This is a genomic window from Rouxiella aceris (assembly GCF_012933545.1).
In the GTDB taxonomy this organism is placed as follows: domain Bacteria; phylum Pseudomonadota; class Gammaproteobacteria; order Enterobacterales; family Enterobacteriaceae; genus Rouxiella; species Rouxiella aceris.
In genome coordinates, this window is sequence record NZ_JAADJU010000001.1 from 309,081 (window position 1) to 329,179 (window position 20,099).

Annotated in this window: 14 protein-coding genes; 11 read left to right on the plus strand and 3 right to left on the minus strand. The window is 53.5% G+C overall.

The features are described from left to right. Positions 1-24: 24 nt before the first annotated feature. Both fhuE and GW590_RS01410 read left to right on the plus strand, forming a co-directional pair. Complete coding sequence (gene fhuE, locus GW590_RS01405; protein WP_169401234.1) at positions 25-2,262, plus strand: ferric-rhodotorulic acid/ferric-coprogen receptor FhuE; 2,238 nt, start codon at positions 25-27, stop codon at positions 2,260-2,262. A 68-nt stretch (positions 2,263-2,330) separates the two neighbouring features. Next, complete coding sequence (locus tag GW590_RS01410) at positions 2,331-3,422, plus strand: YncE family protein (RefSeq protein WP_169401235.1); 1,092 nt, start codon at positions 2,331-2,333, stop codon at positions 3,420-3,422. Between the two features lie 140 nt (positions 3,423-3,562). Here GW590_RS01410 and GW590_RS01415 read toward each other — a convergent pair whose 3' ends face one another. Then, positions 3,563-3,784 (minus strand): tautomerase family protein, encoded by a 222-nt coding sequence (locus GW590_RS01415; RefSeq protein WP_309369590.1) that lies wholly within the window; start codon positions 3,782-3,784, stop codon positions 3,563-3,565. Between the two features lie 185 nt (positions 3,785-3,969). Between GW590_RS01415 and GW590_RS01420 the strand changes: the two genes are divergently transcribed. From GW590_RS01420 to GW590_RS01435, 4 genes are all read left to right on the plus strand, one after another. Continuing rightward, the gene (locus GW590_RS01420) at positions 3,970-4,992 is read left to right on the plus strand and encodes a LacI family DNA-binding transcriptional regulator (protein WP_169401237.1); all 1,023 of its coding nucleotides are present in this window, start codon (positions 3,970-3,972) and stop codon (positions 4,990-4,992) included. A gap of 481 nt (positions 4,993-5,473) precedes the next feature. Continuing rightward, positions 5,474-6,202, plus strand: coding sequence for a gluconate 2-dehydrogenase subunit 3 family protein (locus GW590_RS01425; RefSeq protein WP_169401238.1), 729 nt, complete (start codon positions 5,474-5,476; stop codon positions 6,200-6,202). Positions 6,203-6,257: 55 nt separating this feature from the next. Then, positions 6,258-8,027 carry a GMC family oxidoreductase gene (locus tag GW590_RS01430; RefSeq protein WP_169401239.1) on the plus strand — a complete coding sequence of 590 codons (1,770 nt, stop codon included), beginning with the start codon at positions 6,258-6,260 and terminating at the stop codon, positions 8,025-8,027. A 38-nt stretch (positions 8,028-8,065) separates the two neighbouring features. Then, the gene (locus GW590_RS01435; RefSeq protein WP_235955844.1) at positions 8,066-9,292 is read left to right on the plus strand and encodes a c-type cytochrome; all 1,227 of its coding nucleotides are present in this window, start codon (positions 8,066-8,068) and stop codon (positions 9,290-9,292) included. 526 nt (positions 9,293-9,818) lie between these two features. Here GW590_RS01435 and GW590_RS01440 read toward each other — a convergent pair. After that, on the minus strand, positions 9,819-12,254 hold the full coding sequence (locus tag GW590_RS01440; protein WP_169401240.1) for a glucose/quinate/shikimate family membrane-bound PQQ-dependent dehydrogenase: 2,436 nt from the start codon (positions 12,252-12,254) through the stop codon (positions 9,819-9,821). A gap of 444 nt (positions 12,255-12,698) precedes the next feature. On the opposite strand from GW590_RS01440, the gene GW590_RS01445 reads away from it, so the two are divergent. Then, entirely contained in the window at positions 12,699-13,952 is a 1,254-nt protein-coding gene (locus GW590_RS01445; protein ID WP_169401241.1) for a Bcr/CflA family multidrug efflux MFS transporter, read from the plus strand. Here the strand turns inward: GW590_RS01445 and GW590_RS01450 are convergent. Further along, entirely contained in the window at positions 13,949-14,773 is an 825-nt protein-coding gene (locus tag GW590_RS01450) for an IclR family transcriptional regulator (protein WP_169401242.1), read from the minus strand. The two genes, GW590_RS01445 and GW590_RS01450, sit on opposite strands and share 4 nt — an antisense overlap. Positions 14,774-15,047: 274 nt before the next feature. On the opposite strand from GW590_RS01450, the gene GW590_RS01455 reads away from it, so the two are divergent. From GW590_RS01455 to GW590_RS01470, 4 genes are all read left to right on the plus strand, one after another. Next, a complete protein-coding gene (locus GW590_RS01455; RefSeq protein WP_169401243.1) occupies positions 15,048-16,571 on the plus strand; it encodes a sugar ABC transporter ATP-binding protein in 1,524 nt (507 codons plus the stop codon). Positions 16,572-16,640: 69 nt separating this feature from the next. Continuing rightward, positions 16,641-17,735, plus strand: coding sequence for an ABC transporter permease (locus tag GW590_RS01460; protein ID WP_169401244.1), 1,095 nt, complete (start codon positions 16,641-16,643; stop codon positions 17,733-17,735). Positions 17,736-17,910: 175 nt separating this feature from the next. Beyond that, the gene (locus tag GW590_RS01465) at positions 17,911-19,017 is read left to right on the plus strand and encodes an ABC transporter substrate-binding protein (RefSeq protein WP_169401245.1); all 1,107 of its coding nucleotides are present in this window, start codon (positions 17,911-17,913) and stop codon (positions 19,015-19,017) included. 16 nt (positions 19,018-19,033) lie between these two features. Then, complete coding sequence (locus GW590_RS01470; protein WP_169401246.1) at positions 19,034-19,906, plus strand: SMP-30/gluconolactonase/LRE family protein; 873 nt, start codon at positions 19,034-19,036, stop codon at positions 19,904-19,906. Positions 19,907-20,099 lie beyond the last annotated feature (193 nt).

Below are 20,099 nucleotides of genomic sequence, written 5' to 3' on the forward strand. Positions count from 1 at the left end.
TATCAACAACATTAGGGGACAGTCATGTTGTTACGCGCGTCAAAATTCAGTGGTCAAAGATCCAATCAGTCAGCCGTTATCTTGCCGCCAGGGAATGACATCCGCTCGGCGATCGCCATTCTGGTTTGTAGCGCGTTATATGCCCCCGGTTCTTCGGCGGCCGAAAACACCACACCAGCGACTGCGCCTTCTGCCGATACCCTGGTGATTGATGCCAATACCCATGCCGACAGCAACAGCACCACGCCACAAAACAGTGGTCATGCCTATGCGGTAAAAACCACCACCGCCGGTACCGGCCTGACCTTAACCCCGCGCGATGTTCCGCAATCGGTCAGCGTCATTACCAAACAGCGTATCCAGGACCAGAATTTACAGAGCGTGGGAGCAGTGCTGGACAATACCGTCGGCGTCACCAGCGAAACCACCGACAGCGAACGTACCGGCTATTATTCCCGCGGCTTTTATATCAATAACTATTCGTTTGATGGCATCCCTACCAACGTTGAAGAGGCGTGGAATTTTGGCGACTCTACCGAAGACACCGCCATCTACGACCGTATTGAAGTGGTGCGCGGAGCGGCTGGCCTGCTGACCGGTGCCGGCAATCCTTCCGCCTCGGTCAATATGGTGCGCAAACATGCCGACAGTAAAACCTGGACCGGGAATATTTCCGGGACTTACGGCAGTTGGAACAACCGCCGCACGGTGCTGGATGTGCAGGGGCCGCTGTCTGAATCGGGTAAAGTGCGAGGGCGGGTGATCGCCGGTTATCAGGATAAGGATTCCTATCTTGATCGCTATAACAACCGCAAAAAATTCATCTACGCTACTGTCGATGCCGACATCACTGATAATACAACACTATCAGTAGGTTACGATTATCAGCAAAGCCGGGTCAAGGGGGCAACCTGGGGCGGCATCCCGACCTGGTACAGCAACGGTGACCTTACTCATTACTCGCGCAGCTTTAACCCGGCACCAGACTGGACCCACTACAACGTCGACTCAAAAAAGGTCTTTGCCAATCTGAGTCATCAATTTGATAACGGCTGGAACCTGCGCGCTACCGGCACCCATGCCGAAACCGATTTTGATTCCAAGCTGATGTATCTCAGCGGCTTCCCCGATGCCACTACCGGCGTCGGTGCCACTGGCTACGGCGGCTGGTATGTGGGTAAGCGTAAAGTGGATTCGGTTGACGTGATCGCCAACGGTCCCTTTAACCTGCTTGGCCGCCAGCATGAGTTGATTGGCGGTGTCAGCTACAGCCGACAAAATAATCAATACAGCGCGTCGACCACCTTATTTAGCGCCTCTGATGTTGGCAATCTCGACGCCTGGGACGGCTCAATGGCCGATGCCAACTGGAGTGATTTAACACCTTACTCCACGGAAACCATCCGCCAGAAAGCGGTTTACAGCGCCGCCCGCTTCTCGCTGGCGGATCCGCTGTCACTGATTGTCGGCGCGCGCTACACCCAGTGGAGCGCCGAGTACAACGGCGTATACAGCGGCGAGGCCAGCTATGGGAAAAACAATATCTCGCCTTACGCCGGCCTGATCTACGACATTAACGATACCTGGTCCGCCTACGTCAGCTACACCTCCATCTTCCAGCCGCAGGATCACCAGACCGTGGACGGCAAGTTCCTTGACCCGATAACCGGCAAAAGCTACGAAGCCGGTGTCAAGTCTGACTGGTACAACGGCAATCTCACCGCATCTGTGGCAGTGTTCCGCACCGAAGAAGACAACCTCGGGCAAACCGACGGTAATAACTACGTCGAAGGCAGTTCGCAACAGGCTTACTATGCGGCCCAGGGCACCGTCAGCAAAGGGGTAGAGTTTGAGATTAACGGCGCTGTCACCGACAATCTGAAAATGACCTTTGGTGGTACCACCTACAGCGCCACAGATAATACTGGTGCCGACATTACCTCAAATATGCCACGCACCACTTTTAAACTGTTTAGCAGCTATCGACTGCCACAGTTGCAGGCTTTGACCCTCGGTGGCGGCGTCAGATGGCAGAACCGCACGTATCAGGACACCACCGCGCCATCAGGGGATGCGGTGCGCATTTATCAAGGCAGTTATGCCCTGGTGGATCTGTTTACCCGCTATCAGGTGACGCCGAAACTGTCGGCGCAGCTCAATATCAACAATCTGTTTGATAAGACCTACGAAACCAATCTCAGCGATTACATCGTCTACGGCGAGCCGCGTAATGCGTCGCTCAGTCTGAACTACAGCTTCTGATAATCCCTGACGCCGATGATAACCCCCGAGGTTGGCATCGGCTCACTTTGCCCAACATGGAGAATGGCATGAACCCACTGTTTAGCAACAAACTGGCGCGCAGCGCGCTGGCAATGATTATTGCCCTGCCATTGGCGGCCTGTCAGGCACCGGTGAGCACGCCAAAAGCGCCGCTACCCCCGCAGGTTAACGCCACGGCCAGCAATATTACCGAACGCGAGCTATCCACAGGGCTGTATGAACTGACTTATAGCGCCAAAGCCCATGCGCTGTTTGCCGCCACCGCGCAATCCTTTAAAGATGTGAACGGCGGAGTGATCTACCGGCTGGATCCTACCACGCTGGCGATCCTCGGACAGACCCATACCGATCTGAAAAACTTTGGCATGGCCCGCGATGACCAGGGTGACACTCTGTATGTTACCCAGACGCTGGACAGCAGCGTCAGCGCCATCGACGCCGTCAGCGGCAAAGTCAAAGCGCGCCTGACCTTTAAAGATAAAAACCCGGATGGCAAAGCGGTCCATCCGCGTGAAATTATCTGGCACGACGGCACGCTCTATGTTGGTGGCGTCGGCGATCCGGGGATCATTTGGATTGTGGATGCCAAGACGCTGCAACTCAAAGGGCAGATTAACCACGCCGGTAAATGGGTCACCGGACTGTTGTGGTCGCAGGCCACTCAGCGCCTGTATGCGGCCAACGGCAGCGGCGAGATTATGGTGATTAACCCGCGCAGCCATAAAATTGAGGCGCGCTGGACGCCGGATGATGGAAAGAAACATATGTTCCTCAACCTGGCGGAAGATGCGCAAAGCGGACGATTGTTTGCGACCGATAACTCGGCGGCAAAAAACACGCTGGTGTTTGACCAACACAGCGGCAAAGTGATCAAGCAGTTGGATGTCGGCGATTCGCTGGCGATTAAATTTAACCCGCAACGCAATGAAATCTATATTACACAACGGGAGTCCGGCAAATTGCTGCAACTGGATGCCAGCAGCTACGCGCTGAAACACAGTTGGGATCTTAAACCCAATCCCAATAGCCTGTTGCTGTCAGAAGATGGCCAGACGCTATACGTTACCGTCAAACAGCCCTTTAATAAGGATCATTCCAGCAAAGGTCTGGATAAGTTGCTGCGTATCAAGCTGAATTAAATAGTCAGGCCAGCCCCCGCGGTCAGAGGGGGCTGGCCATGTTGTCATCGGGATCGAGATACAGGAACCACTACACTCCCCCTGCAATACTCAGCCGCAAAATAGACGTTATCCGCAGCCTGATATCAGCCTTTATTTAGCTATTTACCGCGCTCGCTAAAAGGCACTCCACCGCGAGATTTATTGATCGCCTTGGTTTCCACGATCGATACCATGACGCGGTCGGCTTCTACCTCAAATGATTCCACCACCGCCTCGGTGATCTTCTTCATCAACTTATGCTTCTGCTCGGTCGAGCGTCCTTCAACCGCATATATCACTATTTCTGGCATGTTTTTCTCCCGATTGATGGCTGTAAGCACCTGCAATAATCACGGGTACCTCAAGAACAGACTAACCATTAACCAGAAATGTTAATTTTAGCAACAACAATTGAACACTTTAACCTATCATAATGAAGGGATATTATGGCAGGATGCTGCAATAAGTGCACAATCGTTACCCTTATCGCCTCCCGTTGTGACGGTAAAAAGAGTGGAAGACCGCATTGAGCAACCCACAAAATAGCAATAAAAATCAAACGCGTACCGCCACACTGGAGGACGTTGCCCGCGCCTCTGGCCTGTCGTCCATGACGGTGAGTCGCGCGCTGAACAACCCGAAAGTCGTGCGCCCGTCCACGGTGGCACGAGTGATGGATGCGGTGAATACCACCGGTTATAGTGGCAATATGTTAGCCGGTGGGCTGGCGAGCAAACGCAGCAAGCTTATCGCCGTGGTGGTACCGCAAATCAATAACAATATGTTTGCCGATAGCGTAGAAGCAATGAGCGACGAGCTGGCGCGGCGCGGCTACCATATGTTGCTGTGTATTGTCGGTTATACCCTGGAGTCGGAAGCCGAGATTGTTGCCACCCTGCTCTCGCGGCGTCCGGACGGCATTGTGCTCACCGGCATTCATCACAAGCCGGAGCTTAAGCGCCTGCTGCTCAATGCCAATATTCCGGTGATGGAAATCTGGGATTTGACGCCAACGCCTTTGGATATGCTAATCGGCTTCTCCCACGAAAAAATCGGCAACGCCATTGGTCACTATTTTCTTGAAAAAGGCTTTCGCCGCTTTGCCTTGATTTGCGCCTCCGATCCTCGCGCCCAGGTACGCAAAAACGGTGTGATCGATATCCTGCGCACCTGCCCCGACAACCTGATCAGCGAAGTGATAGTACCGGCACCGGCCAATATGGCGATGGGACGACAGTCTCTGCGGCAACTGCTTGCCAGTGGCCAGCACTTCGAGGCCGTTATTTGCACCTCAGATACCCTGGCGCAAGGAGTGATTATGGAAGCCGAAGCCCAGGGCCTGCAGGTTCCCGGTGATTTGTCGGTGATGGGCTTTGCCGACTTGAATTTTGCCGCTTATAACCGACCGGCGATCACTACCGTCAGCGTCGACAAGGTGAAAATAGGTCAACAGGCCGCCACCATGCTGGCAGACAAAATAGAAGGTCGCGAGATAAGCCAACAGGTGGTCGATATCGGCTTTTCACTGGTAGTCCGCGAATCGGCCTGAGTGCCCGCAGCCCATAGCCGTTATCTCTTAAATTATCTCATTAGCCACGTACTATTCCCCCCGTTTGCACCATAAAAGCCTCGCCAACCGACGAGGCTTTATTATTTCTGCCAGCCGGCAGATCTATTATTGTTAGAAATGTTAGCTAACAAACACAACATTAAATATCAATAAGTTTCACTGCGGAATTATATTCCCCCATCAGCACATTCTATTAAAAATAGCAGTAAGTGAAATTTTACTGACTAAAGAAAGCCGCATTAAAAATTTCACAACACACGGAATAATAATTTAATTTATTGATTTACATGAAAAATAATTGAAAAAGACAATATCTGACAGGCAAGAAGAGATGGGCATATAAAGAATATGGAATTTAATAATTTATTTTTAATGTGGCGGTGATATTATAAATTTGTACCCAAACAACAAAAATAATTAACCCCAACTTAACATTTAAGCATGTGAGAGTCGTAATGCTATGCTCCTTCAAAAAGAAACTACCCGTCGTAAGTTTTTACTGGGGTCGCTAATGGCTTTGCCGGTCAGCGCCATTATGGTGAAAGGACTGACCGCCGCCCAGGCTGCTGAAATGGCGGCACCCGATCTGCTCGATTATAAACCAATCTTTTTCAGTGCTGATGAATGGCAATTTATTATGGCCGCCACCGATCGCCTGATCCCGGCGGGCGGCAAAGGCAAAGCGCCTGGTGCACTGGAAACTAATGTACCGATCTTTATCGATCAGCAAATGCATGATGGCGACTTTGGCAGTGAGATCTATCTGCAAGGTCCCTTTAACGTGCATGCTCCCGCCACCATGGGTTACCAGCTTCCTTATCGTCCACAGCAAATCTACAAAATCGGCATCAAGCTGGCCAACAGCTGGTGCCAGCAAAATCATCAAAAAGCCTTCCATCAACTCTCCGATCAGGACAAAGACAGCGTACTGACCCAGTTGCAGAAAAACGCTATCCACTTTGCGGATATGGGTGAAGAGTCGCTGGTCGCGTCGCAGTTCTTTGGCGAACTACTGGCCGAAACCAAGCATGGCTACCTCGCCGATCCAATGTACGGCGGCAATAAAGGGATGAAAGCCTGGATTGCCATTGGCTTCCCCGGCGCGCGTGCCAGCTACACGGAATGGGTCAAGCAACACAATATCCCTTATCCATTAGGTCCGGTCAGCCTGTTGGGCCAGCAAGCCTGAAAGGCCCGCACCCTGACTCCTATTTCCGTTTTCTGATGATTTGACAGGATTAAAGATGGCACAAGTGAATAAAGAAGAAGTCGACGTTGTCGTCGTCGGCCTCGGCTGGGCAGGCTCGTTAATGAGCATTGAGCTGGCGATGGCGGGTCTGAAAGTCCGCGCGCTGGAACGGGGTAAAGATCGTGACTACGCCGACTTTGCCTATCCGAAACCGGCGGATGAATATGCCTATGCCGTGCGCAACAAAGTGTTTGCCACCCCGGCAGAAGCCGCAGTCACCGTACGCTACAATATGAGCCAGACCGCACTGCCGACCCGTAAATGGGGTGCCTTTGCCCCCGGCACCGGCGTCGGCGGCTCGGGTCTGCACTGGACAGCCGTCTTAATCCGGCCCACGCCTACCGATCTGAAGCTGAAGACCTATGCCGATCAGGCCTATAAGCCCGGTATTCTGCAAGAAGATATGCGCATTATGGACTTCCCTTTTACCTGGGATGAGATCGAGCCTTACTACACCAAATTTGAACATATTTGCGGTCAATCAGGGAAAACCGGCAACCTGCGCGGCCAGATTATGGAAGGCGGCGATCCCTTTGAAGGTCCACGCTCCGAGCCTTATCCGCTGCCAGCACTGGAAGATACTCTCAACAGCAGCATGTTTGCCGATGTGGCCAAAAAGATGGGCTATCACCCCTTCCCCAACCCGTCAGCCTGCGTCTCTCGCGCCTGGACCAACCCCTATGGCAACCAGATTGCACCCTGTAACTATTGCGGCTATTGCAGTAAATATCCTTGCCTCAACTACTCCAAAGCCTCCCCGCAAACCGCGGTCATGGATGCGTTAAAACGCATGGAGAACTTCTCTTATGAAGTGAATGCCAACGTATTGAAAGTGGTGTTGCACGACGACAAGAAAACTGCCAAGGGCGTGATCTATATGGATGCGCAAGGCAACGAGTGCTTCCAGCCGGCGAAAATCGTGGTACTCAGCAGCTTCCAGTTCTGTAACGTGCGTCTGATGCTGCTGTCGGGGATTGGTCAGCCTTATAATCCTATTACCGAAGAAGGTGTGGTGGGACGCAACTATGCCTTCCTAAGCAACGGCGGCTCGACGCTGTTCTTTAAAGACAAAAACTTCAACCCCTTTGCCACCGCTGGTGCCACCGGCCAGATGATTAACGATGTCTCGCCAGGCAACTTTGACGGGCCGTCACTGGGCTTTATTGGCGGGGCCAAAATCCATAGCTCGCAGGCAACGGGGGCGCCGATCAGCACCTCACTGCCGAAAGGTACACCAGGCTGGGGAACTGGCTGGAAAGAAGGCATGGAGGAGTGGTATGGCCACTCCATGAAGATCAGCATCACCACCACCTGCCAGTCCTATCGCGATATTTATCTCGATTTGGATCCAAACTACAAAGACGAATACGGTATGCCGCTGCTGCGCATGACCTTCGACTGGAAAGCCAACGAGCTCAAGCTGCAACAGTATCTCAAGGGCATCGTCGGCAATATCACCAAAGAGCTCAACCCGGACAGCTACAGCGAAAGCTTTCTGCCGATGGATGCGCACTTTGACCTCACTCAGTATGTCTCCACCCATAACGTCGGTGGCGCAGTGATGGGCGATAACCCGAAAACGTCGGCGCTAAACAAATACCTGCAAAGCTGGGATGTGCATAACGTCTTTGTGCCGGGGGGCAATGCCTTCCCGCAAAACTTCCAGGCCAACCCCACCGATACCATAGGTGCGATCACCCTGATGGCCGCGCAGGCAATTAAAGATCACTATCTGAAAAACCCCGGCCCACTGGTACAGGTCTAAGTGACATGATGAATCTTAAACGTTTATTTATCGCCAATATGCTGCTGATGGCAGTGGGCGGCATAGCACAGGCGCAGGCCGACGATGACGTGCAACTGATTAAACAGGGCGAATATGTGTCGCGCCTTGGTGACTGTGCCGCCTGTCATAGCCTGGCAGGAAAACCGGCGTTCTCCGGCGGTCTGGCAATTAAATCCAATCTGGGCACTATCTATTCAACCAATATTACCCCGGATAAAGATCATGGCATCGGCAACTACAGTGAACAGCAATTTGCTGATGCTGTGCGCAAAGGCGTTCTGCCGGATGGTTCGCGTCTTTACCCGGCAATGCCTTATCCCGATTACGCCAAGATCAACGATCAGGATATGCATGCGCTCTACGTTTATTTTACCAAGGGCGTCAAAGCCAGTGGTGAACAGCCACCAGTCACCGATCTCAGCTTCCCGTTTAGCCAGCGCTGGGGCATGCGTTTCTGGAACTGGGCCTTTACCGCTGACAAGCCTTTCCAGCCGATTGACGGCGCCTCTGCCGAAGTCAATCGTGGGGCTTATCTGGTGGAAAGCCTCGGCCACTGTGGCAGTTGCCATACGCCGCGCGGTTTGGGGATGAACGAAAAAGCCCTCGACAGCAGCGATGCGCAGTTCCTGGCCGGAGGCAGTCTTAACGACTGGCAGGTACCGGCACTACGCGGTGTGGCCCACTGGGATAAACAGGAAATTGTTGATTATCTTGGCAAAGGTCGCAACGACAAAGCCGCCGTCGGCGGGGAAATGACCTCGGTAGTGGCGAACAGCACCGCCTATATGACCGATGCCGATCTACAGGCCATTGCCGCTTATCTGAAGTTTTTAGGCGGTAACCCGTCGCTGCCAGCCAGCGATCCACAAACCGTCAGCGCTACCGAAGCCAAACTGACTACGGCGAAAAACCTCACTCCGGGTGAACGTCTGTATCTGGATAACTGCGGTGCCTGCCACTTTGTTACCGGCAAAGGAGCACCGGGCGTATTCCCGCAGCTGGATCAGGCCACCATTGTCAATGCGCAAGACCCAACCGGGTTGATCCACACCATCCTGGCTGGTGCACAGCAGCCATCAACGGCGCGCGCCCCTTCCACACTGGCAATGCCGGGCTTTGCCGCGCGACTGAGCGACGATCAGGTCGCGCAGTTATCGACCTTTATCCGCCAGGGCTGGAGCAATAAAGCCCCGGCGGTAACCGCCGAACAGGTGAGTAAAGTGCGCAAAACACTGGGACAATAACGGGCAGGGTCGAAATCATCGACGCACCACGGCTTCCCCAACGGGAAGCCGCCAGACGGCTGACAAAGTCCGTTATTAGGGAGAGTGCACCGTTGGGGTCGTAGCGGGCTTGCCCGCCGGAGCGCCCCTAGATGTGCTATGCCCGGGTATCTCGATCATCAAGACGACTTTGTCATCAAACTCACGGCTTCCTCAACGGGAAGCCGTTTTTTTATGCGTGAGTTGGCTCACAAAGCTGCGGGGTGTAGCAGATTTTTCTATGTTGGCAGCGTCTCTTTACCGCTTTAGGATGATTTTTAGCGCTAAGTTTAGCCATTACCCATAAGCTTAGAAAAAACCTGATGTGGATGCTGGCATAAACTCCCCTTGTTAATGACGCCTGTCATTAGCACATGTACTTAGCATGTGCAGTCGCCGGAACGAAGCCAACGCTTAAAAAAACGCAGTTAATAAAAACCCCCTCTCTGGATAACCAGAAAGGGGGTTGAACATTATCCAGCCAGCAAATAATCGGCGCTATATGCCCTTATTTACTATCCAGTGCATAGGCAATGACATAATCACCGCGATCGGGAGACTGACGTGCGCCACCGGCGGAGATCACTACATACTGCTTACCGGTTTTCGGTGAAATATAGCTCATAGGCCCACCGCCGCTGCCCACCGGCAAACGGGCTTTCCACACTTCGGCACCCGTTGATGAATCAAAAGCGCGCAGGTAATAGTCCTGGGTCCCGGCAATAAAGACCAGACCGCCCTGGGTGGCCAGCGTGCCGCCCAGCGTTGGCATACCTATCGGCATCTGCGCATGCATTTTAATACCGAAAGGACCAGTATCCTGCACAGTGCCAGCCGGTACCTGCCAGACGATTTTCTGCGTTTTCAGGTCAATTGCCGACAGCGTACCAAAAGGTGGTTTCTGGCAAGGAATACCCAGCGGGGACATAAAGCGGTTTTTGTTTACCCCATAAGGCGTGCCTTTCAGCGGTACTGCGCCCATACCGGTGTTAACCGACTCACCGCCATTGCTGGCTGCCGCCGCATTGTTATTCTGCTTGATCATCTGCACCCACAGACCCAACCGCATATCGTTAACAAAGATATAGTGATTGTTGGGATCGGTAGAGAGACTGCCCCAGTTCATTCCGCCCAGCGAACCAGGGAAACTGAGTGACACATCGGTGTCAGGGGCGGTAAACAGGCCGTCATAACGCATGGATTTAAAGCTGACGCGGCAGATAAGCTGATCGAACGGCGTAGCACCCCACATATCCGACTCTTTCAGTTTGTCGGCACCAATTGACGGCATACCCACCGAGAACGGTTGGGTTTTGGCATACTGCTCGCCAGGGATATTACCGACCTTAACCGGCAACTCTTTGACTTCAGTCAGCGGTTTACCGGTGTAGCGATCGAGCACAAAGATTTGCCCGGTTTTACCGCCAAATACCACCGCCGGTTTGCTGCTGCCATCTTTCATCGGGAAGTCGATCAGGCTCGGCTGCATGGGCACATCAAAGTCCCACAAGTCATTATGAACCGTCTGATACACCCACTTCTCTTTACCGGTATTGGCATCCAGCGCCAGAATAGAGGTGGCATACTTGTGGTCGAGCGCATTACGGTTGGCGCCCCACAGATCCACAGACGGACTGCCCAATGGCAGGAAAACGGTGTTCATTGCCGGATCATAAGACATCGGTGCCCAGGAGTTGGGCGTGCTGCGCACAAAGGTTTGACCCGGTTGCAGCTGCGAGTTCGGATCCTCTTTGCCGGGATCGAAAGCCCAGCGCATTTTACCGGTGATCACGTCAAAGCCACGCATAACGCCACCGGGCATATCGGTTTGCACGTTATCTGCCACGCGCCCGCCAACCACCACGGTGGTTCCGGCCAGCGTCGGGGCAGAAGTCAGCTGATATTTCGGATCGGCAGCGTCACCCAGACCGGCTTTGAGATCAACAATCCCGTGATCGCCAAAGTTCTCACACATCTCGCCGTTATCGGCGTTGATCGCCACCAGACGGGCATCAATGGTGTTCATCAGAATGCGACGCTGACAGCTATCCCCGGCGGCCAGCGCCACCGGTAACGCAGGGGTTGAACCCGGCACCGTGGCGGCAGGCAGAGGTCGGGTAACATCAAAATAAGCCAGACCGCGACAGCGGTTCCATACCTGCGACTGCGCATTGATATCACGCCGCCAGATCTGTTTGCCGCTGTCGGCATCGACGGCAATCACGTTATTGTGCGGCGTACAGAGAAATACCCGGTTGCCAATTTGCAAAGGAGTTTCCTGGTCTTCGGCACCGTTGCCGCCAGGGCTGATCGGCGTATCACCGGTATGGAAGGTCCAGGCCACTTGCAAATTTTTAACGTTGTTACGGTTAATCTGATCCAGGGCGACAAAGCGATCGCCTCCCGGCGTATTGCCGTAGTTATCCCAGTTTTGCTGCTGTTTGGCTTTATCCACCGGCACCAGCGGCAAAGGTTCACCGCGAAAGGCAACGGTTGGATGCGGCTGGAACATCTGCACAAAAGTCGCCAGCATGCCCACCAGCAAGACGGCAGATAGCGCATAAGACGGCCCGGCCAGTGCAGCTTTGCCTTCCGCTTTGCGCAGTGTTGGCCAGGTAGCAAAAGCCAACAGCATCAGACCGGCAGGTACCATCAGCCGCGACACCAGCGGCCAGAAATCCCAGCCGGCATCAAACCATGACCAAATCAGCGTACCGATAAACACCAGCGCAAATAGCACCACTGCCGATGACTTGCCACGGAAAAACTGAATCGCCGACAGCACAATCACAATACCGGCAATCAGGAAGTACCTGCTACCACCGAGAGACACCAACTTCCCACCTTCAATGGCAAAAAACAGGCCAACGACAGCGAGAATTACCCCTAACAAACAACACCATAGCCTGAGCTTTAGACTCGACTGGTAATGCGATCCAGACATGACAGGCACTCTCCGAAATTTTCTATTTTGATAATTATTACCAACGTAATAGTTACGACCTGGTTCTCAAGTATGACTCAAATGCTTTTTTCTACGTCAAAACATGATCGCCACATTGTACCACTTGATTCATTTTTAGTGTTAACGACATAACTATTTACGGACAAATTATTAACAACTAAATGCAACTACTTCACAATTTATGATTCCATTCAGGGCATTAGCCATTAACCTATCGGTAATTTTTTTAAGCAGACGTTCGCTTGCGGTATAAAAACCCATCCCCATGCACAACGATTAATCACCCCCACTCATAACCCCATGCGGCCTGGCCCCGCTAATCGCCCGTCCTCCGGCTTGTTATGATGGCTTCCGTTAGCCCACCCACTCTACTCGCCACCTGCGGCGCTATGCCGACAGGCTGGCCCTCGACCGGAAAACTTTATGCCTCAACCCCAGTCTCAACTGCGCCAGACAGCAACTCGCCATACCCGGCAACAAGATCTGCGTATTCTGATTATTCTTAGCGCCTTGATGTCCTTTGCTTCGGTATCAACGGATTTGTACTTACCGGCAATGCCAACCATTACCCGCGAACTGCATGCCGCTGCGGGCAGCATTGAATTTACCCTGTCGGGTTTTTTGATTGGTTTTAGTCTCGGGCAATTGATCTGGGGACCGGTAGGCGATCGCTTTGGCCGCCGTTTGCCGATCGCGCTGGGGCTGGTGCTGTTTATTGTTGGCTCAGCAGGCTGCGCGCTGTCGGCAACCATGGTGCAGATGGTGTTCTGGCGAGTGATACAGGCATTAGGGGCCTGTGCCGGACCAGTATTGGCCCGCGCGATGGTCAGAGATCTCTACGCCCGTGAGCGTTCAGCGCAAATGTTATCGACGCTGATCCTGTTTATGGCTGTCGCACCGCTGCTTGGTCCTATTATTGGCGGGCAGATTATGGCCATTGGCTCCTGGCATAATATTTTCTGGGTAATGGTGGGATTAGGTTTTGTGGCGCTGTACGGCGTATGGCAATTACCGGAATCCCTGTCGGCCGAGCAGCGTAGCCAAGAACCCTTTAGCCGGGTCTTTGCCAATTACGCCGAGTTGCTGCGCAACGGGCGGGTGATGGGTTTCGCCCTGACCAGCAGTTTTTATTACTGTAGTTTTTATGCCTTTATTGCCGGCACGCCTTTCGCCTATATCGACTTTTACCATGTTTCCCCCCAGATCTACGGTCTGCTGTTTGGCGTGAATGTGCTGGGGATTATGTCGACCAACTTTTTCAATGGTCGCCTGATTACCCGTTTTGGCAGTGAAAAACTGTTTTATATCGGTGCAGTGATTGCCGCCGCAGCCGGTAGCCTACTGGGTATTGATGCCTATTTCGGCTGGGGCGGACTGGCAGGTTTGGCCATCCCCTTCTTTGTCTTTGCCTCGATGAACGGCTTTATTGTTGCCAATGCAGTGGCGGGCGCACTGGCCGCAGCGCAGCACAATGCAGGTGCCTGTTCATCGCTGGTGGGCGCCATGCAATATGGTTCGGGCATCCTCAGTGCCTCCCTGGTCGGCTGGCTGGCGGATGGCACCCCGTGGCCGATGGGGGCAATTATCGCCCTGATGGCGCTACTCTGCTCGCTGACGGCCATCGGCATGAGACAGCACGGCAAAGGCCAGAGGCAAGGCTGCGATATCTCCTCTTAACCTTCCTGCGGGGTAACAAAACCGATCTCCTGCGAAATGCGCTGAGCGATATCCTGCACAGCATCAATCAGCACTTTCGCCCCCGCCTGCTCAAGCCTGGCGGTGGGCAAGGAGATGGAAACGGTATATTTGACCTGCTGGTGGACATCAAAAATAGGTGCCGCCACGCAAGACACGCCAAGCTCCTTCTCTTCGCGATCCAGCGACAATTTTAGCCGCCGAATTTCCGCCAGCTCCTGATACATTTTGTCCAACTCGGTGATGGTATTACGGGTAAATGGCTGGATCTGTTCATGATGCGTCTGCCAGTAGTGGGCAGCAAACTGCTCCCGTTCATAGGCCATAAAAATCTTGCCCATCGCCGAACAGTAAAGCGGCATATGCTGACCAATATAGGCGCGGGTTCGCATCATTCCGGTAGTCGGCTCCAGCTTATAAATCAGCAGCACATGATCCTCTTCGCGGGTGGAAAAATTAACCGTTTCCCCGGTGATCAAATTTAACTGTTCAAGATGCGGTGCCGCCACATGGATAATATTCAGTGACGACAGGGTCTTTTGACCAATGGAGATCAGCTTGGTGGTTAAGCGATAGCTGCCGGGGGACGGTGCTGGCGTGACATAGCCACAGCTATGCAATCCCTGCAACAAGCGATGGACGGTACTTTTGTTCATTTGCGCCAGTTCGGCCAAATGTGCCAACGGACAGCCGTTAGGAAAGTTACCCAAAATTTCAATCAGTTGCAGACCACGAAACAGACTCTGACTGCCCAAAGGTTTCTCTTTTTTACTGATGTCATCTTGCTCAATTTTTAAGCTCATTACTCAGTTCCTTGATTGCCAAAAAAGCAGATTGCCAACTTCATCCTAGCAACACAAAAGTGTGTTACCGGTCACATTTAAGCAACATTATATTTAATCCATTGATTTTTAATCAAAATAAAATCAGCCACAACTTTGATTAATTCTACTATTCAGCATAGTATTTTTGAAATCAGATTTCGCATATTGAAACGCTCGCCGTGATTTTAGACCAATCAATGATCACTTTCCATGGTAGCGATCACCTGACGTGACCCTTTTAAGGACGCAAAAGATGCACAGCGAAAACCAGCCGATCCTGGCTCTCAACCACATCGTAAAACGCTTTGGCGGCAATCTGGCCGTTAATGATGTCAGTCTGCAAGTGATGCCGGGTGAAGTGCTGGCATTACTGGGGGAGAACGGTGCCGGCAAATCGACGCTGATTAAAGTGCTGGCGGGAGTCTATCAACGCGACAGCGGCGAGATCCTGTTTCAGGGCAAGAGCATTAGCTCGGCAGCGGAGCTGAAAAGCGGTTCACATCAACCCATTGCTTTTATTCACCAGGACCTGGGTCTGATTGAATGGATGACGGTGGCGGAAAATATGGCCTTGGTGATGGGTTTTCCACGGCGGTTGGGATTAATCAACTGGCGAGCCATTCGCCAGCGCGCCCTCGATGCTCTAAAAGATGTCGGCATTGCGCTGGACCCCGATGCACGAGTGTTTGAACTCTCCCGCACCGAAAAATCGCTGCTGGCTATCGCCCGCGCCGTGGCGGTTAACGCCGAGCTGCTGGTGCTGGACGAGCCGACCGCCTCACTACCGGCCAACGACGTGCGCCATTTATTTGCGGTGATTAACCGACTGCGCGCCAAAAAGGTCGGCATGATTTACGTTACCCATCGTCTGGATGAAGTGATCGAAATTGCCGACAGCGTCTGCGTGATGCGTGATGGTCGCTACGTGGCCGGGGGCAAAACCAGCGCCTATCGCCTGCGCGACCTGGTGCAGATGATCGTTGGCGAAAGCGTCGATGAGGATCAGCGCGAACCCTTACCCGAAAACCAGCCACCGGTGCTGCAACTGCAACAGGTAGAAGTCGGCGAGATCGGGCCGGTTTCATTCTCGCTGCAACCCGGCGAGATGCTGGCGCTGGCAGGTTTGCGCGGTGCCGGGCAGGAAGAAATTGGCCGTCTGCTATTTGGCCTGCGCAGCAGTCACGGCGGGACAATCCGCTTTCGCAATGCCCCTTATACTGCCAGCACCCCGTCGCAGGCGATGGCCAAAGGCGTGTCGCTGGTGGCCGGCGATCGTACCGGCGAGAGCCTGGTTATGACCATGAGCGTCAGGGAAAACCTGTTTCTTAATCCCTGTAGCGCCGGACACAAGCTGTTGGCGCGCTACAGCAATCGCGAAGAGATCGGTGCCAGCTGGTGGAAGGTACAACTGTTTGATATCCGTCCCAAAGACGTGAATACCACCATTAGCGCCTTGTCCGGCGGCAATCAACAGAAAGTGGTGATGGCCCGCTGGATGAACCTCGGCGCTCCTTTATTAATCCTGGAAGATCCCACCGCCGGGGTTGACGTTGGTGCCCGCGCCGAAATCTACCATCTGCTCAATAAATCCCTGGCGGAAGGCGTGGCCGTACTGGTGATCTCCAATGATTTCGAAGAGATAGCCCATATCTGCAACCGGGCACTGGTCTTTAATCGCGGCAAAGTCGTTGGCGAACTTAAAAATCAGCAGGTCAGCTTTGCCAATCTACTGGAGCTGGCCTCTGCCAGCAACGCAGAAACCCTTGCCACCAGCTAGTCAATGCGTTTCAACCCTGTGACTCACCCTGGCGACAACGTTATAACAGACCTAAAGGCGTAAAATGTCATGTCAAAAACATCTGTAAAATCAACAGCACTGGAGCAGCGCGTCAGCTTGCACCAACATGGATTCGGCGCCTGGAGCATGCAGATCCTCACTCGTTACGGTCTGCTGCTGCTGTGCATTGCGCTGATTATTTTCTTCTCGCTGGCAACACCGGCCTTTGCCTCCATGCTGACGCTCCAGGCCATTCTCTCCAGCAAGTCGAAAATCGCCCTGCTGGCGCTGGCGGCGACCATTCCCATGATTGTCGGCAAAATCGACCTTAACGTCGGCTTTGGTATTGTACTGTGGCATATCCTCGCTATCACCCTGCAGGTGCAATACGGTTTCTCCTGGCAGTTTGCCGTTGCGGCGGTGCTAGTGCTCTCGGCACTCTACGGACTGCTGAACGGCATTCTGGTGGCGCTGGCGGATATCGACAGCTTTGTCGCCACCCTGGGTTCCGGTACCGTACTCTATGCCATTGCGCTTTGGCACTCCGGTGGTCGTCAGATCGTTGGCGATCTGCCCGATGCCTTTAGCGCCCTGCATCACACCGAGATTTTTGGTATCCCGATTGTTGCCTTCTATGTGTTGTTCGTCGCCGTGGTGTTATGGCTGATCACCGAACATACCCCCCTTGGCCGCTGCATGTACGCCGTTGGCGGCAACCCGGCAGCGGCGAGACTTAACGGTATTTCGGTTAACCGTTTCACCATCGGTGCCTTTATTGCTTCCAGCCTGTTGACCGGATTTACCGGCGTATTGATTGCCTCGGAGCAAGGGGTGGGTCAGGCCAGCGTCGGTATGGACTACTTGTTACCGGCCCTGGTGGGCGCGTTTCTCGGCAGCACCACCATCCGCCCCGGTCGGGTTAATGTTTGGGGAACCGTGGTGGGTATTGCCGTGCTGGCCATCGGTATTGCCGGGATCCAGCAATTTGGCGGCGACTTCTGGGTCGAGCCGCTGTTTAACGGCATTACCCTACTGCTGTCGATCACCATTGCCGGTTACGCGCAAAGACGACGTTTACTGAATCAAAAGGCGGTGCAGCATAGCCAGGCGGCGATCGTACCTGCTCAGTTGCCGACGTCCAAAACCGAGATAGCCCGAAAGTAATTCAGACCGCTGACAACGTTGATTTTTAGGGAGAGCGCCCCAGGGGTGATCTTCCCGAGTATCTCGATCAGCAAGAGCACTTTGTCATCAATATTAAAGTCATTGCCATTGTTTTACCGGCGTCCATCAGACGCCCATTGCCGCAATAACCCTTAAGCCCTGCAGGAGCATAATAATGAAAGCTCGATACCTGTTAGCCGGATTTGTTTTAACCTCGACCCTGTTTAGCACCGTCGCCGCGGTGGCAGACGCCAATCTCGACCAGGCCAAACTGGCAATAGAAAAAGCCACAGCCCCGGTCACCCTGTGGGACGGTCCCACCAGCGGGCCAAAACTGCAACCGGGTAAACGCATTATCTATATTGCCGGAGATATGAAGAACGGCGGCGTACAGGGAGTACAGGTGGGGTTGAACGAAGCCGCAGCCACCGCAGGATGGAAACTGGAAACCCTCGACGGCGGCGGTTCGATAAAAGACCAGCTCGCCGCGCTAAATCAGGCGATTGCGCAAAAACCTGATGGGATCGTGATTGGTGGCTGGAACCCCAACGTCGCCAAGATCCCGCTGAAAAAAGCGGTCAGCGAAGGCATCACCCTGGTCGCCTGGCACGCCGTGCCAGAGCCGGGCCCAATTGCCAAGTATGACATTTTCTACAATGTTACCTCCGACTCCACGCAGGTGTCGCAAATCGCCGCCCAGTACGCTATTGCCAAATCCAACGGCCAGGCCAAAGTGCTGATTTTTACCGACTCGCTCTATCAAATCGCACTGGATAAAGCCAATGTGATGAAGAAAGAAATTGAAAAATGCAGCGGTTGTCAGGTGCTGGAGTTTATTGATACCCCGCTGGCCGATACCGCCAACCGTATGCCATCAATGACCTTTAGCCTGCTGCAAAAATATGGCGATAAATTCCAGTATGCGCTGGCGATTAACGATCTCTATTTTGACTTTATGGCGCCATCGCTGAAAACCGCCGGTAAAGGCGGCGACAAAGCCCCCTACAGTATTTCTGCCGGTGATGGTTCGGTCTCCGCCTATCAACGCATCCGCGCCGGTGACAGCCAGTCGGCTACCGTACCGGAACCACTTAAACTGCACGGCTGGCAGCTGCTTGATGAGCTGAACCGCGCCTTTGCCCATCAGCCTCCCTCTGGCTACGTTACCCCGGCCCATCTGGTGACTCGCGACAATATCGGCAGTGACGGCGGAAAAAATAATCTGTTTGACCCGCAAAACGATTATCAGGGTCATTACAAAACCATCTGGGGCGTCAAGTAATACAGGAGAGCAGCGCATGTCAGAACTGCATAACGAAGCCTTTACGCTGCACAACCCACTGGAAAAACTGTGCTCCCCCGCCATCTGGGCGGAGGGGCCGGTGTGGTTGCCCGCAGAGCAGGCGCTGGTATTTAGTGATGTCAAAGGCAACCGCATGTTCCGCTGGTCGGCCAGCGAGGGCCTGAGCCTGTTTCGCCCCTGGTCCAACTATGCCAACGGTAATGCCCTTGATCTCGAGGGGCGACTGGTAAGCTGCGAACACGGCCGTCGCGGCATCAGCCGCACCGAGCTAAACGGCGAAGTAACCATGCTGGTGGATAAAATGGATGGCAAGCGGCTGAACTCGCCGAACGATCTGGTGGTGCGGTCCGACGGTACGCTGTGGTTCACCGACCCGCCCTACGGCATTATCGGCGATATTGAAGGCTATAAATCGGAAAGTCAGATCATTGGCTGTTACGTCTACTGCTTTGATCCGCGCGATAACACGTTGAATATTGCTACCAGCGACGTGCAGCGGCCAAACGGCCTGGCCTTTTCGCCGGATGAAAGCCTGCTTTACGTTGCCGATATGTCGATTATCGACTTCCCGACCCTGGGACGGCGTGAACTGCGCGTTTTCCCGGTTAACGGAAGAACCTTGGGAGCCGGGCAGTTTTTCGCCGAGGTTGCCCCGGGCATCCCGGACGGGTTTTGCGTGGATCCGCAGGGCAATATCTTCTGTAGTTGTGACGACGGGGTGATCATTTTTAACCCACAGGGCCAGCAGATTGGCAAAATCCCGGTACCGGAACGCGTCTCCAACTGCACCCTCGGTGGCGAGCAGGGTGATGAACTTTATATCACCGCCACCACTTCGCTTTACCGCATCCTGTTAAGTGCCAAATAGCCGAAACGGTGGCCCTCCGAGGGTCACCCTTTCGTATTTCAATGATTTCCCGCCCTGTTCCACCCTCTGCTATACCAGCCAATTTACCGCGCTGTCACCGCCATAACTGCCATCCTGAGCATCTTAAATCAGCAATAACTTTACTAAATACTTGCCAATTCGTGAATTAACCCTCACCAGCGCCCTCCACTTC